17 protein-coding genes are annotated in these 15282 nt (G+C 63.2%); 8 read left to right on the forward strand and 9 right to left on the reverse strand.

Annotated features, from left to right (window positions below; genetic code table 11):
• Positions 1–61 precede the first annotated feature (61 nt).
• Positions 62–2191: an acetate--CoA ligase family protein gene (locus tag G8O24_RS11250; RefSeq protein ID WP_188099154.1), complete on the reverse strand. Its 2130-nt coding sequence runs from the start codon at positions 2189–2191 to the stop codon at positions 62–64.
• Positions 2192–2537: 346 nt separating this feature from the next.
• Between G8O24_RS11250 and G8O24_RS11255 the strand changes: the two genes are divergently transcribed.
• The 4 genes from G8O24_RS11255 (at position 2538) to G8O24_RS11270 (ending at position 7006) form a co-directional block, all read left to right on the forward strand.
• Positions 2538–3233: a GntR family transcriptional regulator gene (locus tag G8O24_RS11255; RefSeq protein WP_188099312.1), complete on the forward strand. Its 696-nt coding sequence runs from the start codon at positions 2538–2540 to the stop codon at positions 3231–3233.
• Positions 3234–3294: 61 nt separating this feature from the next.
• Entirely contained in the window at positions 3295–5028 is a 1734-nt protein-coding gene (gene oxc, locus G8O24_RS11260; RefSeq protein WP_188099156.1) for an oxalyl-CoA decarboxylase, read from the forward strand.
• 64 nt (positions 5029–5092) lie between these two features.
• Complete coding sequence (gene frc / locus G8O24_RS11265; RefSeq protein WP_188099158.1) at positions 5093–6370, forward strand: formyl-CoA transferase; 1278 nt, start codon at positions 5093–5095, stop codon at positions 6368–6370.
• A gap of 453 nt (positions 6371–6823) precedes the next feature.
• Entirely contained in the window at positions 6824–7006 is a 183-nt protein-coding gene (locus G8O24_RS11270; protein WP_188099314.1) for a hypothetical protein, read from the forward strand.
• Between the two features lie 14 nt (positions 7007–7020).
• On the opposite strand, the gene G8O24_RS11275 is transcribed toward G8O24_RS11270, so the two are convergent.
• The 6 genes from G8O24_RS11275 to G8O24_RS11300 form a co-directional block, all read right to left on the reverse strand.
• On the reverse strand, positions 7021–7245 hold the full coding sequence (locus G8O24_RS11275) for a hypothetical protein (RefSeq protein ID WP_188099160.1): 225 nt from the start codon (positions 7243–7245) through the stop codon (positions 7021–7023).
• 39 nt (positions 7246–7284) lie between these two features.
• Positions 7285–7527, reverse strand: coding sequence for a transcriptional regulator (locus G8O24_RS11280; RefSeq protein WP_188099162.1), 243 nt, complete (start codon positions 7525–7527; stop codon positions 7285–7287).
• A gap of 98 nt (positions 7528–7625) precedes the next feature.
• Positions 7626–7835, reverse strand: coding sequence for a cold-shock protein (locus tag G8O24_RS11285; RefSeq protein ID WP_188099164.1), 210 nt, complete (start codon positions 7833–7835; stop codon positions 7626–7628).
• 293 nt (positions 7836–8128) lie between these two features.
• Positions 8129–9253: an alpha/beta hydrolase family protein gene (locus G8O24_RS11290; protein ID WP_188099166.1), complete on the reverse strand. Its 1125-nt coding sequence runs from the start codon at positions 9251–9253 to the stop codon at positions 8129–8131.
• 278 nt (positions 9254–9531) lie between these two features.
• On the reverse strand, positions 9532–9771 hold the full coding sequence (locus G8O24_RS11295) for a helix-turn-helix domain-containing protein (protein WP_188099316.1): 240 nt from the start codon (positions 9769–9771) through the stop codon (positions 9532–9534).
• 11 nt (positions 9772–9782) lie between these two features.
• On the reverse strand, positions 9783–10349 hold the full coding sequence (locus G8O24_RS11300) for a DUF2975 domain-containing protein (protein WP_188099167.1): 567 nt from the start codon (positions 10347–10349) through the stop codon (positions 9783–9785).
• A gap of 138 nt (positions 10350–10487) precedes the next feature.
• On the opposite strand from G8O24_RS11300, the gene G8O24_RS11305 reads away from it, so the two are divergent.
• Both G8O24_RS11305 and G8O24_RS11310 read left to right on the forward strand, forming a co-directional pair.
• Positions 10488–10925 (forward strand): DUF2147 domain-containing protein, encoded by a 438-nt coding sequence (locus tag G8O24_RS11305; RefSeq protein ID WP_188099169.1) that lies wholly within the window; start codon positions 10488–10490, stop codon positions 10923–10925.
• A gap of 152 nt (positions 10926–11077) precedes the next feature.
• Positions 11078–11521, forward strand: a complete 444-nt coding sequence (locus tag G8O24_RS11310) for an SRPBCC family protein (RefSeq protein WP_188099170.1) — start codon at positions 11078–11080, stop codon at positions 11519–11521.
• A gap of 253 nt (positions 11522–11774) precedes the next feature.
• On the opposite strand, the gene G8O24_RS11315 is transcribed toward G8O24_RS11310, so the two are convergent.
• Positions 11775–13100, reverse strand: coding sequence for an Hsp70 family protein (locus tag G8O24_RS11315; protein ID WP_188099172.1), 1326 nt, complete (start codon positions 13098–13100; stop codon positions 11775–11777).
• 281 nt (positions 13101–13381) lie between these two features.
• Here G8O24_RS11315 and G8O24_RS11320 point away from each other — a divergent pair, with 281 nt between their 5' ends.
• Both G8O24_RS11320 and oxlT read left to right on the forward strand, forming a co-directional pair.
• Positions 13382–13519 carry a hypothetical protein gene (locus tag G8O24_RS11320; protein WP_188099173.1) on the forward strand — a complete coding sequence of 46 codons (138 nt, stop codon included), beginning with the start codon at positions 13382–13384 and terminating at the stop codon, positions 13517–13519.
• Positions 13520–13766: 247 nt separating this feature from the next.
• Complete coding sequence (oxlT, locus tag G8O24_RS11325; RefSeq protein WP_188099175.1) at positions 13767–15056, forward strand: oxalate/formate MFS antiporter; 1290 nt, start codon at positions 13767–13769, stop codon at positions 15054–15056.
• A 6-nt stretch (positions 15057–15062) separates the two neighbouring features.
• Here the strand turns inward: oxlT and G8O24_RS11330 are convergent, their stop codons facing one another.
• Positions 15063–15251, reverse strand: coding sequence for a hypothetical protein (locus G8O24_RS11330; RefSeq protein ID WP_188099177.1), 189 nt, complete (start codon positions 15249–15251; stop codon positions 15063–15065).
• Between the last annotated feature and the right edge of the window lie 31 nt (positions 15252–15282).

Below are 15282 nucleotides of genomic sequence, written 5' to 3' on the forward strand. Positions count from 1 at the left end.
GGAATCTCGATATCCCGGGTTCGATGCTCCGCATCGTTCCGGGATGACAGGAGAGACAGCCTCAGAGCAACCCTGCCCCACGCGCCCATTTGTACTTCGCGCCGAGCACCTCGACCGGCAGCTCGGTCGAATAGGCATAGGCCGGGATGCCGTTCTGGTAGAGATATTCGGCGGCTTCCTCGACCTCGACGTCGCCGGCGAGCGAGGCGACCATCGGCTTCACGAAGCCCTTGGCCTCCATCTCCTTCTTCACCTCGACCATGTTGCGGGCGAACACCATCGGCGGCGTGACGATCGTGTGCCAGTAGCCGAGAATCAGCGCGTGGATGCGCTCGTCGGAGAGGCCGAGCTTCACGGTGTTGACATAGGTGATCGGCGGCTCGCCACCGGTGATATCCACGGGATTTCCGGCCGCACCGAACGGCGGGATGAACTTGCGGAAGGCCGCATCCAGATCCGGCGGCATCGACATCAGCGACAGACCGTTGTCGACGCAGGAGTCCGACAGCAGCACGCCCGAGCCACCGGCACCGGTGATGATCAGCACGTTCTCGCCCTTCGGCGTCGGCAGCACCGGCACGCCGCGGGCGAATTCGAGCAGCTGGCGCAAGCTGCGCGCGCGGATCACGCCCGACTGCTTGAACACATCCTCGTAGATGCGATCGTTACCGGCGAGCGCGCCGGTGTGCGAGGAGGCCGCCTTGGCGCCGGCCGAGGTGCGGCCGGCCTTGAGCACGACGACCGGCTTCTTCTTCGAGACGCGTTTGGCCGCTTCGGCAAAGGCGCGGCCGTCCTTGAGATCTTCGCAGTGCTGCGCGATCAAATTGGTGTTCGGGTCCTGCTCGAAGAAGGCGAGCAGATCGTCCTCGTCGATGTCGGACTTGTTGCCGAGGCCGACGATCGCGGAGACGCCCATCTTGGCCGAGCGGGAGAAGCCGATGATGGCCATGCCGATGCCGCCCGACTGCGACGACAGCGCCGCGTGGCCCTTGACGTCATAGGCGGTGCAGAAGGTCGCGCAGAGATTGGCGGGCGTATAATAGAAGCCGTAGATGTTCGGCCCCATCAGGCGGATGTCGTACTTCTTGCCGACCTCGACGATCTCGGCCTGCAGTTCCGGCGCGCCGGCCTCCGCAAAGCCCGACGGGATCAGCACGGCGCCCGGGATCTTCTTCTCGCCGCACTCGGTGAGCGCGCCGGCGACGAATTTGGCGGGAATCGCGAACACCGCGACGTCGATCACGCCGGGCGCATCCTTGACGCTCTTGTAGGCCTTGTAGCCGAGGATCTCGGCGGCCTTGGGATGGATCGGGATGATCTCGCCCTTGTAGCCGCCATTGATGAGGTTCTTCATCACGGAGTTGCCGATCTTGCCGTCTTCGGCCGAGGCACCGATCACGGCGACCGCCTTGGGCTGCATGATGCGGTTCATCGCGGCCACGATCTCTTCGGTCGGGCGCGGCTTCGGCTTGGGCTTATAGGCGAAGTCGACGACGATGCGCACGTCGGCGGCAGTTGCATCCTTTGCGGTGGCAAACACTGGATTAAGGTCGAGCTCGACGATTTCAGGAAAGTCGGTGACGAGCTGCGAGACCTTGACGATGACGTCGGCGAGCGCCGCGCGATTGACCGGCTCGCCGCCTCGCACGCCCTTCAGGATCTCATGCGCCTGGATGCCGTCGAGCATCGACAGCGCGTCTTCCTTGGTCGCGGGCGCGAGGCGGAAGGTGATGTCCTTGAGCACTTCGACCAGCACGCCACCGAGGCCGAAGGCGACCAGCTTGCCGAACGAGCCGTCGGTGATCGAGCCGACGATGACCTCCGTGCCGCCGGCCAGCATCTGCTGCACCTGGATGCCCTCGATCTTGGCATCGGCTTTGTACTTCTTGGCATTGCCGAGAATGGTCTCATAGGCCTTCTCGGCATCCTCAGCCGTCTTGACGCCGACGATGACGCCGCCGGCTTCGGTCTTGTGGAGAATGTCCGGCGAGACGATCTTCATCACCACAGGGAAGCCCATCGCGGACGCCATCTTGCCGGCTTCGCCCGCCGACTTGGCCACGCCCTCTTTCGGTACCGGAATGCCGTAGGCGTCGCAGACCACCTTGCCTTCCGGAGCGGTCAGGCTGGCGCGGTTGTCGGCCTTGACCTGGTCAAGGACCTTGCGGACGACGTCTTTGGAATTGGACATATGACTTCTCCCTTGACCTTCAGTTCTTGCTTTGCAAAGCGCGCATGATGCGCCTGCCCGTGATACTGCCATCGCCGCGCCCTGTTCCATCCGGCGGAACGGAGCGGCGAAACGGCCTGGACGACTCCGCCAGCTTGGATCAAAAATGGCTAGCGATGGCATTTGGTATGCCAGAAGCCAACTTGTCAAGCCAGAGCACCATCCAGAAGCGCGCAAAAAATCGCCGCCTTGACATTCTGGCATGTGGTATGCCAAAAACTTTCCGGTAAATATTCCTGTAAAAGACGACTCCCACTGGAGGAGAATCGTCGTGTCACTGCGGAAACCAACCAAGGCGTTGCCGAACATGGCCGAGGCAGACATCGCAATCGTTCGTATTGCCCCGGAGAGCAGCTTCAAGAACAAGGCGTACGACGCCTTGAAGGAAGCCATCCTCAAGATGGACATCTATTCGACGCCCGAGCCGGTCATGCTCGACGAGCGCGCACTGTCCGAACGTCTGGGTGTCAGCCGCACGCCGATCCGCGAAGCCATTGCCATGCTCGAGCAGGACGGTTTCGTGAAGACCGTGCCGCGCCGCGGCATCATGGTGGTGCGCCGGACCAAGAGCGAGATCGTCGACATGATCCGCGCCTGGGCGGCGCTGGAGAGCATGGCGGCCCGCCTGATCACCACCACCGCGCGCAAGAAGGATATCTCGGCACTGCGCGACTTCTTCAAGGATTTCGGCAAGGACCGCCTGCCCGAGGATCACGTCGAGGAATATTCCAGGGCCAACATCGCCTTCCACCAGGCGCTGATCTCGCTGTCGGAATCTCCCGTGCTGGTCGACCTCACCAACGACCTGCTCTTGCATGTGCGCGGCTACCGGCAATTGACCATCGGACGCAAGGACCGCACCGCAACGTCCCTGCCCGAGCATCTCGGCATGATCGAAGCGCTGGAGGCGCGCGACACCGAGCTCGCCGAGAAGCGTGCCCGCGACCATACGCTTGGCCTCGCCGCTTACGTCGAAGCGCACGGCCAGGAATTATTCACCTAGCAACATTCACCAGAAGGGCGAGAAATTCGCCCCGTATCTTGAGACCAGGGAGACAAGGCCCATGCTGAATACCGCGACCAAGTCCGAAGCACCGGGCACCGAGCAGGAACTGACGGATGGCTTCCATCTCGTCATCGACGCGCTCAAGCTGAACGGCATCAACACCATCTATAATGTGCCGGGCATCCCGATCACGGATTTGGGCCGCATGGCGCAGGCCGCCGGCATTCGCGTGATCTCCTTCCGCCACGAGCAGAATGCCGGCTACGCCGCGGGCATCGCCGGTTATCTCACCAAGAAGCCCGGCGTCTGCCTCACGGTGTCCGCGCCCGGCTTCCTCAACGGTCTCACCGCGCTCGCCCATGCCACCACCAATTGCTACCCGATGATCCTGGTCTCGGGCTCCTCCGAGCGCGAGATCGTCGACCTGCAGCAGGGCGACTATGAGGAAATGGACCAGCTGGCGATCGCAAAGCCGCTGTGCAAGGCGGCCTATCGCGTGCTGCACGCCCAGGACATCGGCATCGGCTTTGCCCGCGCCATCCGCGCTGCGGTCTCGGGCCGTCCCGGTGGCGTCTATCTCGACCTGCCGGCAAAACTGTTCGGCCAGGTCATGAACGCCGAGGCCGGCCACAAGTCGCTGGTCAAGGTGATCGACGCTGCGCCCGCGCAGATCCCCTCGCCCGCGTCGGTCAAGCGCGCGCTTGATGTTCTGAAGAACGCAAAACGTCCGCTCATCATCCTCGGCAAGGGCGCGGCCTACGCGCAGGCTGATGAGGAGATCAAGAGCTTCGTCGAGAAGAGCGGCGTGCCGTTCCTGCCCATGAGCATGGCCAAGGGCCTGCTGCCCGACACCCATCCGCAATGCGCCGGCGCTGCCCGCTCGACCGTGCTGAAGGATTCCGACGTCGTCATGCTGATCGGCGCGCGGCTGAACTGGCTGCTCTCGCACGGCAAGGGCAAGAGCTGGGGCGATGCGCCGAAGAAGTTCATCCAGGTCGACATCGAGCCGAAGGAAATGGACTCCAACGTCGAGATTGTCGCCCCCGTCGTCGGCGACATCGGCTCGGTGGTCTCAGCCTTCAACCAGGCGATGGGCGCTGGCTGGACCGCCCCGCCCGCCGACTGGACCAAGGCCGTCTCGACCAAGCGCGAAGAGAACGTCGCCAAGATGGCGCCGAAGCTCATGAACAACAAGTCGCCGATGGACTATCACGGCGCGCTCGGCGTCTTGAAGAACGTCATCAAGGAGAACCCCGAGGCGATCCTCGTCAACGAGGGCGCCAACACGCTCGACCTCGCCCGCGGCGTCATCGACATGTATCGCCCGCGCAAGCGTCTCGACGTCGGCACCTGGGGCGTGATGGGCATCGGCATGGGCCAGGCGATCGCCGCCGCGCTCGAGACCGGCCATCCGGTGCTGGCGGTGGAAGGCGACTCGGCCTTCGGCTTCTCCGGCATGGAGGTCGAGACCATCTGCCGCTACAACCTTCCGATCTGCGTCGTCATCTTCAACAATGACGGCATCTATCGCGGCACCGACGTCAACGGCGCGAACTCCGATCCGGCGACCACCGTGTTCGTCAAGGGCGCGCGCTACGACAAGATGATGGAAGCCTTCGGCGGCGTCGGCGTGAATGCGACCTCGCCGGACGAGCTCAAGCGCGCCGTGAACGAGGCGATGGCCTCGCGCAAGCCGACGCTGATCAACGCGGTGATCGATCCGGCCGCGGGCTCGGAGAGCGGCCGCATCGGCAACCTCAATCCGCAGAGCGTTCTGCAGAAAAAGAAGTAAGTCCACCCCTTCAACCCTTTATCCCTGTGGTTCGCAGGGGCAGACAGAGTACGGAGCAAACACGATGACCAAAGCGCTCGAGGGCGTTCGCATTCTCGACTTCACCCACGTTCAGTCAGGGCCGACCTGCACGCAGCTGCTGGCATGGTTCGGCGCCGACGTGATCAAGGTGGAACGCCCGGGCGTGGGTGACATCACCCGCGGCCAGCTGCAGGACATCCCGAACGTGGACAGCCTGTATTTCACCATGCTCAACCACAACAAGCGCTCGATCACGCTCGACACCAAGAACCCGAAGGGCAAGGAAGTCCTGACCGAGCTGATCAAGAAGTGCGACGTGCTGGTCGAGAATTTCGGCCCCGGCGTGCTCGACCGCATGGGCTTCCCCTGGGAGAAGATCCAGGCGATCAACCCGAAGATGATCGTCGCGTCGATCAAGGGTTTCGGCCCCGGCCCTTACGAAGACTGCAAGGTCTATGAGAACGTCGCGCAGTGCACCGGCGGCGCCGCCTCCACCACCGGCTTCCGCGACGGCCTGCCGCTCGTGACCGGCGCGCAGATCGGCGATAGCGGCACCGGCCTGCACCTGGCGCTCGGCATCGTCACCGCGCTCTACCAGCGCACGCATTCGGGCAAGGGCCAGCGCGTCACCGCTGCGATGCAGGACGGCGTGCTCAACCTCTGCCGCGTCAAGCTGCGCGATCAGCAGCGGCTCGAGCACGGCCCGCTCAAGGAGTACAGCCAGTTCGGCGAAGGCGTGCCGTTCGGCGATGCCGTGCCGCGTGCCGGCAACGATTCCGGCGGCGGCCAGCCCGGCCGCATCCTGAAGTGCAAGGGCTGGGAGACCGATCCCAACGCCTACATCTACTTCATCACCCAGGCTCCGGTCTGGGAGAAGATCTGCGACGTGATCGGCGAGCCGACCTGGAAGACCGATCCAAACTACGCCAAGCCGGCGGCCCGCCTGCCGCGGCTGAACGAGATCTTCGCCCGCATCGAGCAGTGGACGATGACGAAGACGAAGTTCGAGGCGATGGAGATCCTCAACAAGGACGACATCCCCTGCGGCCCGATCCTGTCGATGAAGGAGATCGCCGAGGACCAGTCGCTGCGCGCGACCGGCACCGTGGTCGAAGTCGATCACCCGACCCGCGGCAAGTACATCTCGGTCGGCAACCCGATCAAGCTGTCGGATAGCCCGGCCGACGTCACCCGCTCCCCGCTGCTCGGCGAGCACACCGACGAGATCCTGCGCTCGGTGCTCGGCTTCAGCGACCACCAGGTCGCCGACATCCACAAGTCGGGCGCGCTCGACCCGCCGCAGAAGCAGGCCGCCGAGTAGACGAAGCCGCTTCGATCAAGACAAAGGGCCGCCTTCCGGGCGGCCCTTTTTCATGCGCCAAGCAGTGGGGCCACAGGCTCAAATCGAGACTCGAAAACAACCCCATGCACAGTAGGCACTCCCTTGGCCCGAATGAATATTTTCGTATTTCGCGAATTTTTGTTGACGCGTCGGGCAAAATAGCGGTATTGTGCGATCGTTCGGGAAAGTTGCCGCGATGCCGTGCTCGGCTGCAACGATCGTCTCGTGGCCGCCGCGTGGCTTCGAGGAACCAAAGCGGTTGCGGTCCGTTGTCTCTCCGACGCAAAACGGCGCCTCGCGATCGAGCCGCCTGCCGTCTCAAAGAGATCTCCTTCTCCGCTGCAGCAGAGCGCCGTTTTGTCGGCCCGCGACGATGGGACTGAGCATCAGCGCCTTCGCGGCCCGCACGCTATCAACCACATCGAGGACAACATGTTGAGAGATCAATCATCTGATCGGGCGCGGCGCGACGCAGACAAAGCGTTCAAGTCCCCGCAAACGCCAAAGCCCATAACAGACTATGCGAAGGCCCAGCACTCCTTCAACGAGAACCGCGAGCGGCTGAAGGCGGAGCGATTGGCCCGCGAAGCCGCGCCGAAGGACCGCTCGAAATAGAAGCGACGCGACAGCTACAGCATCGACAGCACGACGACGCCGTCTTCGAGCTCGCCGGTATCCAGCCGGGCCCGCGCCATGCGCTCGAACTCGGTGCGGTATTTGTGAAGATAGCTGAAGGCCTGCTTCTGCGTCTCGAAGGTTGTCGCCAGTCGGCACATCTGCCGGCCCGCACCGAGTGCGAGGAAGAAGGTAATGGTGCCGCCGCCGTCCAATTTGAGTCTGGGCACGATCCGCACTCCTCACCCTCTCGCGTCCGGTGACGATATCGACGTCGGCTATTGCCGCGGCTTTCTCTTGCGCTTCGCCGGGATCGGCGCCGGCAGCGAGGCTTGCAGAGTGGCGTCGTCCGCTTCCCTGGCTTCACGCAACTCTCGAAGCCGCGCCATGTTCTGGCGGATGTCGGCGGCCCGCTTTTCGGCATCGGCCATCGCCCGCGCGCCTTCCTCAGCCGCCAGACGTTGCCGGTTCAGGCGCGCGAAGCCTTCGGGGGACGGTTCGGGCGACTTCTTGGCGCTCATCTTCACCCCTTCTGCAGCGAGCAAAACCCGCTCAATCCCTTACGATCGAGCGGGCCGCACGGCCGTTTCAGTACATCCGTGAAACGGCTCTCCAGAGCTCAAGCCAGCGAGAGATTCTCGGCGCTGACCTTGCCCCGCATCTTGTCGGTCTTGACCTCGAAGTTGACCTTCTGGCCCTCGCCGAGACCCGCAAGGCCAGCCCGCTCGACCGCGCTGATGTGAACGAACACATCGTTGCCGCCGTCGTCGGGCTGAATGAATCCGAAGCCCTTCTGGCCGTTGAACCACTTCACGGTACCTGTCGTCATTTCTCTTCTCCAAAGCGCACACGCGCGCATTCCGCGTGACGCTCACGCAGAACCGATTCAATTCGTCGATGTCTCTGGAAAAAGGAGCCCGCGGGCGCATTCAACAAGGCACAGCGGCTGAACGAACACGTTTACGTTATACCCCATCATGGGCAATAGCAAGGCTCCGCCAGATCGAATTGCGCCCGGCTTGCATGGAACATGTCCGGCTTTGGAGAGCCGAGGCACGCTCGCGCGTCGATCTGAGATGTGCCGTCAGGATCTCAGCCAAGGTCTCAGCCCGGCGCAAGCGCTTAGCCGACTGCGTAGAGCGAACATTCCTTCCAGGCAGCCACGCATTGACGCATCGCCTCGCGCCTGGCGTCATCAACCGTTCGCTGAGCCGCGGTGACCGATGAACAATGCCCGTCGCGATTCCAGGCATAGGCCTTGGCATCGGTCCACGCCTTCACATAAGCATCGAAGTAACCCGCGCACGCCGCGTTGAGCGGCGTCGGCGGCGGGATGGAGGCGCGCGCCGGCAGCTCGACCAGCACTGCCGTCGGCAAGCGCAGTTGATTCAGAAAACCTTCGACCGCCGGCCGCCAGGCGTCGGAAGGGCCCATCGGCACCATGGCATGCCCGTCGACACCGAAGGACGGCAAGATCTGGAATTGCGCCGGCGCACCTGAAGCGGCGTAAGCGTCGAACATGCGACGGCCCAACGCCGGCGGCACACTGCGATCGTTCTCCGAATAAACCCACAACGCCGGAATTCGCGCGGTGCGGCCAAAGATGCCGGCGTCGGCGACCAGATGATCCGGACTGCACGTATGACCCGGGACAGAGCCGTGGGCGCCTTCGAAATTGAGAACGCCGACGACGCCGGCCGGATTGTCCGCAGCGGCGGCCGTGACCGCAAAGCCGCCGGTTGAATGCCCCATCAACAGGACCCGATCGGATTCGACCCATGGCCCGACCGATGGCTCGCCGCGGAGTGCGGCGAGCGCGCCGGTCACGTCCTCGGCGGCGATCCGCGCGACGGCGAGATAGTCGCGGTCGTCGCAAGGTCCGGACAGCGTCTCCGCAAATGGTCCGTCTGAACGACCAAAGCCCCGACGCATGATCGATGCGACGACATAACCACGTTGAGCAAACGCCACAGCCGGATTGAGCAGGCTGGCCGGCGTCTCCTGCGCCAGCGCCGCGCGAAGGGCATCCCCCGTCCCGGGAATTGTACCGTGGACCAGCAGCACCAGCGGAAACCGCCCGGGCCGATCAGGACGCAGGATCATGGTCTCGAGCCTGACCTGATGGCCATCGGCCAGCGTGATCGGCAGCATCAGGTCTTGTCGAACAAGGCCCGGCAGCGAGGGGTCGGCCGCGGCCGGCGACAGCAGGAGCATCAGCAAGCCGATCACGCAGCCAAGTCGCCTCATCCTCGCCTCCTCTTCGAACGTGAAGCTCACCGATCTCCGCCAGCGAGCTGCTCTTGAAAGAACCTGACCATCCGAATCCCCGCGGTCCTGGCGGATGAGCCAAGACAAAGCAGCGCGATGGCGTAAGCCAAAGTCAGCCTGCGCAAAAGACCCCCCCGATTTCGCGTCGGAGTTGAGCGGGCAACGAGAGCGGAATTGTGGCTTCAGACGCGATCAACCGTCGGCGTACCGGCTCTCGCACCCAACATCAAGACGAACAAGCCCCGCACGGCACGGGCTCAGGCCCCCTCGCCGGCATTGCCATCGCTCTCCTCGCCCGCGACATATTCGAGAATGTCGCCGGGCTGGCAGTCGAGCTCGCGGCAGATTGCAGCCAGGGTCGAGAAGCGCATCGCCCGCGCCTTGCCCGTCTTCAGGATCGACAGGTTCTGGATGGAGATGCCGATGGCGTCGGCGAGGTCACCGAGGCGGCGCTTCCGCTTCGCAAGCATGACATCGAGATTCACGACGATCGGCACCAGCATTCACCTCAGATCGTCAATTCGTTTTCGGACTGCAGCAGGATGGCGTGATCGATGACGAATTTCAGCGCCATCAGGAACACCCCGCCCGCGATCGTGCCGATGTCCAGATTGTAGGACGGCAGGAAGAACTTGATGTCGCCGAGTTCATGCAAGGCGTAAGCCACCGCGTTGCTGGTGATCAGATCAATGAACGGCCAGATCACCAGAATGATCCCCATCCACCACACCCCCTGGAGCGTCTCGGACACGAAGATCCGCCCGCGCGCGAATCGATGCACCATGCGGTGAAGGATGGCGGTGAACACGGCAAAGAACGACAGCTGAAACAAGAATAACGTCCAGAACAGCATCTGCCCCTTGCGCGACATGTCGAGCGGGTTGGTGACGATGCCCGCGCATTTCGCCTGCTCGGGACTGAGGCTGGCTGCAATCGACGCGGAGGCGGTCGTGTTGTGGCGATAGGCAAGCCATATCACCACCGGGAATGCCGCCCAGATCATCCAGAACGCAAGATCGAGGCGCCGAAACCAGCGTTGCCGGGCCTCGCGCACCGACGTCCCCACCACAACCATCTCCGCCCACTCCGCAATGCAAGGGTCATCTCTGGGAATCACTATGCCCACTCCTTCTACTTGACTCAACCTAAAGCGAGATATATTGATCGTTTATCATGAAATAATTCATGATAATAACGCCAATCGGGAGCTCCCATGCGTTCCACCCTCGTCCGGCACGTGCTCGCAGCCCTGCTGTCCATCTCGCCGCTTGGAGATGCCAAAGCCGCAACGGCCAGCGATCCCGCCGGGGTCTGGCTGACCCAATCAGGCGATGCGAAGGTGAAGGTTAGCCGTTGCGGCAGCGCGCTGTGCGGCCGGGTGGTCTGGCTGAAGGAGCCGATCGACAAGAAGACGGGCAAGCCGCAGCTCGACGACCACAATTCCGATCCGGCGCTGCGCGGCCGCAAGATCATCGGCATCTCCCTGTTCATCGACATGCAGGCGGCCGGTGCCAACAAATGGTCGGGCCGGATCTACAATGCCGACGACGGCAAGACCTATGTGAGCACGGTGACCTTGCTGCCGTCGGGCCATCTCAGCGTCCAGGGCTGCATGGGAACGCTGTGCGCCGGTGAAGACTGGACGCGGTGAGCGGCAGAACAATCACTCCACGGCATGAGCCGTCGGTTCCGTGGCTGCAAAATCGTCGCAGCCCTGTCGGATCGACGGCGCTCCGTTCGTCCTCGGTGCATGAAGGGGGCAACACGCTAACGTCGAGCCCATCAGTTCATGAGGATACGATCATGCCCAGCACCGTCCGCCTGCACCGCGTTCTCACCACCAGCCCGGAGAAGGTCTATCGCGCCTTCCTCGAGGCGGATGCGCTGGCGAAATGGCTGCCGCCGAACGGCTTCACCTGCTCCGTGCACCATTTCGAGCCCAAGGTCGGCGGCACGTTCAAGATGTCGTTCCGGAATTTTACGACGGGTAACGGCCATTCGTTCGGCGGCGAATTTCTCGAGCTCGTTCCAGGCGAACGTCTCCGCTACACCGACAAGTTCGACGATCCGAACCTGCCGGGCCTGATCGAAGTCACCGTGACCCTGAAGAAAGTCCTTGTCGGCACCGAGGTCGATATCACGCAGGCCGGCATTCCCGACGCAATCCCGCCGGAGGCCTGCTATCTCGGCTGGCAGGAATCGCTGCGCAATTTGGCGCGGCTCGTCGAGCCGGAGATCAATCAGTAGCGGCAACGTTCGTCTCGCAGCGACGTTAATCTCGTAGGGTGGGCAAAGGCGCGCCCTCCGCGCGCCGTGCCCACGAACTTTCCGCTATGACGACGGATTCGTGGGCACGCTCCGCTTTGCCCACCCTACGCACTCGCCACGCAGGGACATTCTCCGCAATCCCCGGCAATCCCGACGCGGAGATACCCTCTCCCCAACCCTCTCCCGCAAGCGGGCGAGGGAGCGCACCTACTGCTTGGCGACAATCGCGCCCCTACCCGCTCTTCTTCAAGCCGCCGTCCGCAGTCCAGCGGTCCGGCTCGGCACTGTGTCCGATCAGCGCGAGACCGTAGGCGATCGATTCGAACTGGTCCCCCGACATCAGCCGCTCGTTGCCGAACCGGTCGGCGAACAGTTGTCGCACCGCCGGCACGAACGAGGTGCCGCCGGTCAGGAACACCTTCTCGATCTCGCGCGCGGTGATGCCGGCCTCGCCCAGCACCTTGTCGACGGTGGCCCCGAGCCGCGCGACGTCGTCGGCGATCCAGGCGTTGAATTTCTTCCGTGTGATGGTCGAGCCGATCTCGACGCCGCCGCCCTTGAAGCGGAAGTCGACCTCCTCGCCGGCCGACAGCGCGACCTTGGCATCGGAGACCGCGCGGTACAGCGCAAAGCCGAGATCGAGATCGACGATGGTGATGAAATCCGCGAGCTGGTCAGGCTTCAGCGCGGTGCGCGCAAGTTCCCTGAGCTCGCGCAGATTGCCATTGCTCTTCATCAACGCGAGCTGATGCCAGCGCGCGAGGTTGGTGTAATGGCTGTTCGGGATCGGCAACACCTTGTCGAACGAGCGGAAGCTCGAGCCCTTGCCGAGCCGCGGCGAGACGACGTGATCGACGATGCGATAGTCGAACGTGTCGCCCGCGATGCCGATGCCGGCGTGACCGAGCGGCTCGGCGCGCAAATGTCCGCCTGATCGCGAGAAGCGCATCACCGAGAAGTCGCTGGTGCCGCCGCCGAAATCCGCCACCAGCACGGTGGCATCGCGCTCGAGCCGACGGGCGAAGGAGAACGCCGCGCCCACCGGCTCATAGACGTAGCGGGCATGACCGGCCCCCAGGCGCTCGAACGCGGCGCGATAGCGCTGCATGGCGAGCCCGTCGTCGGGATTGCCACCGGCAAAGCGCACGGGACGCCCGACCGTGATGTTGGCCGCCTCGAAGCCGAATTTATCGCCGCCATGGCGCGCCAGCGTGCGCAGGAACGCCGCCAGGATGTCCTCGAACTTGAAGCGCTGCCGGAACACCTGCGTGGTGTTGAAGCTCGAACTCGCCGCAAACGTCTTGAACGACTGCAGGAAGCGGTAGACGTGGCGCCCTTCCAGGAACTGCTCGATCGCCCACGGCCCGCCTTCAGCCTGGGCGCCGGCGCCCGGCCGGTCCTCCCAGAAGCACAGCGCCGAGACATAAGTGCTGTGGCGCTGTCCGCCGTGGTCGAACCTGACAGCCTCGACCCGGCGGTCGTCCGCCGCCAGTGCAACGACGGTGTTGCTGGTCCCAAAATCGATACCGATCGAGACGGCGGGCGAGGCGCTCGACATGAACCACTCTGACGGATTGATGGAAGGGGGGCGAACGTCTAGCCGTTTTGCACTGCGGTGCCAAGGGCCGGGCCGACGCTTGTTCCGTACCAGGCCCTTTTGCCGGTTTCAGCCGAAATCGCGGGTTTAGAGCCCCCGGGTCTTTTAACGAAGCGTTATGCTGCAATGCGGCAATTCGCATGCTGCTATGCAATGGCATGCATAGACCTTGGCATCTGGTATACGTAAATTGGCCCCTGAAATGAGACAGCATTGCTGACTGTCCACGAAAGGAAATTCCCATGTCCAAGACCGCTTCCGTCGCGCTCGCGCCCTCCGCTTCGCTGTTCGCCCGCTTCATGGCGGCCCTCGACCGCTTGCTGATGGCCAGCGCCGAGATTTCCAATCACAACGGCGACCTGCCCCGCTTCGGCCTGTAAGTTGGGAGGCGAGGCCCGGCGCGTCGAATTGTCGCGCCGGTTGTAAAAGCAGCGAACTCCTACTTTCGAAGAATGGCCCTGCTCTGCGGGGCCATTTCTATTTGGCATCAGGCACATTCGCGCAACCTCGCAAACGAGGTTGCGTCATAAGCGCACAATGGGCCCGCGCGCGCTTGAAGCTTGGCATAATGAATACAAGAATGCCGCCAACGCTCGCTCAAAAAACAGAAGCGCTATTGGAGGATTCATGACGGACATGGTGCAGACATCTACGGCTGCTGCGGCCGCACGCGTCAGCGACACGTATCGCTGGGCGCAATTGGCGATCGGCGTAGCGGCCATGGTGATGATCGCCAATTACCAATATGGCTGGACCTTCTTCGTCCCCGACATCCAGAAGACGTTCGGTTGGGATCGCGCCTCGATCCAGTGGGCCTTTACTCTGTTTGTTTTGTTCGAGACCTGGCTGGTGCCGGTCGAAGGATGGTTTGTCGATAAATACGGTCCGCGCATCGTCGTGCTGGTCGGCGGCGTGCTCTGCGCGATCGGCTGGGCGATCAACGCACAGGCCACCACGCTCAACGGCTACTATCTCGGCATGATCATCGCAGGTATCGGCGCCGGCGGCGTCTACGGCACCTGCGTCGGCAATGCGCTGAAATGGTTTCCCGACAAGCGCGGTCTGGCTGCCGGCATCACGGCCGCCGGCTTCGGCGCGGGCTCCGCGCTGACCGTCGCGCCGATCCAGGCCATGATCAAGGACTCTGGCTTCCAGACCACCTTCCTCTATTTCGGCCTCGGCCAAGGCCTCATCATCTGCGTTCTCGCCTTCTTCCTGCTGGCGCCGAAGGCGGGCCAGGTGCCGAACGTGGTGGCGAATGCGGCACTGCTGCAGACGCGGCGCAACTACCAGCCGACCGAAGTCCTGCGTCAGCCGATCTTCTGGCTGATGTATTTCATGTTCGTGATCGTCGGCGCCGGCGGCTTGATGGTGACGGCGAACCTGAAGCCGATCGCGGTCGACTGGAAGGTCGACGCCGTGCCGGTCACGCTTGTGGGCATGACCATGACGGCGGTGACGTTCGCGGCAACCATCGACCGCGTGCTCAACGGCCTGACGCGTCCGTTCTTCGGCTGGATCTCCGACATGATCGGCCGCGAGAACACGATGTTCGTCGCCTTCGGCATGGAAGGGTTCGGCATCTGGATGCTCTATCTCTGGGGCCACGATCCGATCTGGTTCGTGATCCTGTCGGGCTTCGTCTTCTTCGCCTGGGGCGAGATCTACTCGCTGTTCCCCTCGACCTGCACCGACACGTTCGGCGCGAAGTTCGCAACCACCAATGCCGGCCTGCTCTACACCGCCAAGGGCACCGCAGCACTTCTTGTTCCACTGGCCAATTATGTGCAGCAGAGTTCGGGCCATTGGGACAACGTGTTCATCCTGGCTGCCGGCGCCAACATTCTCGCTTCGCTGCTGGCGCTGCTGGTGCTCAAACCCTGGCGCAAGGTCGTGGTCGCGCAATCGACCATCTGATCGCGCTCACGCGAAGCCCTCTCGCTGACGACGCCCGGCCTCACCACCGGGCGTTTTCGTTTTGACCGAAAATACCCCGATACCGGAAAGCCGAAAGACCCCTGCACTTTTCTTGAGCGTCGTCTCAAGATAGGGCTTGCATTCTGGAATATGGTATACCAAGCTGCCCGCCGCGCTTGCGACGATAAGCCACAAGATTTGCGACACTCCGTCATATGGGCGGTGC

This window comes from Bradyrhizobium campsiandrae, from assembly GCF_014529705.1.
Taxonomy (GTDB): domain Bacteria; phylum Pseudomonadota; class Alphaproteobacteria; order Rhizobiales; family Xanthobacteraceae; genus Bradyrhizobium; species Bradyrhizobium campsiandrae.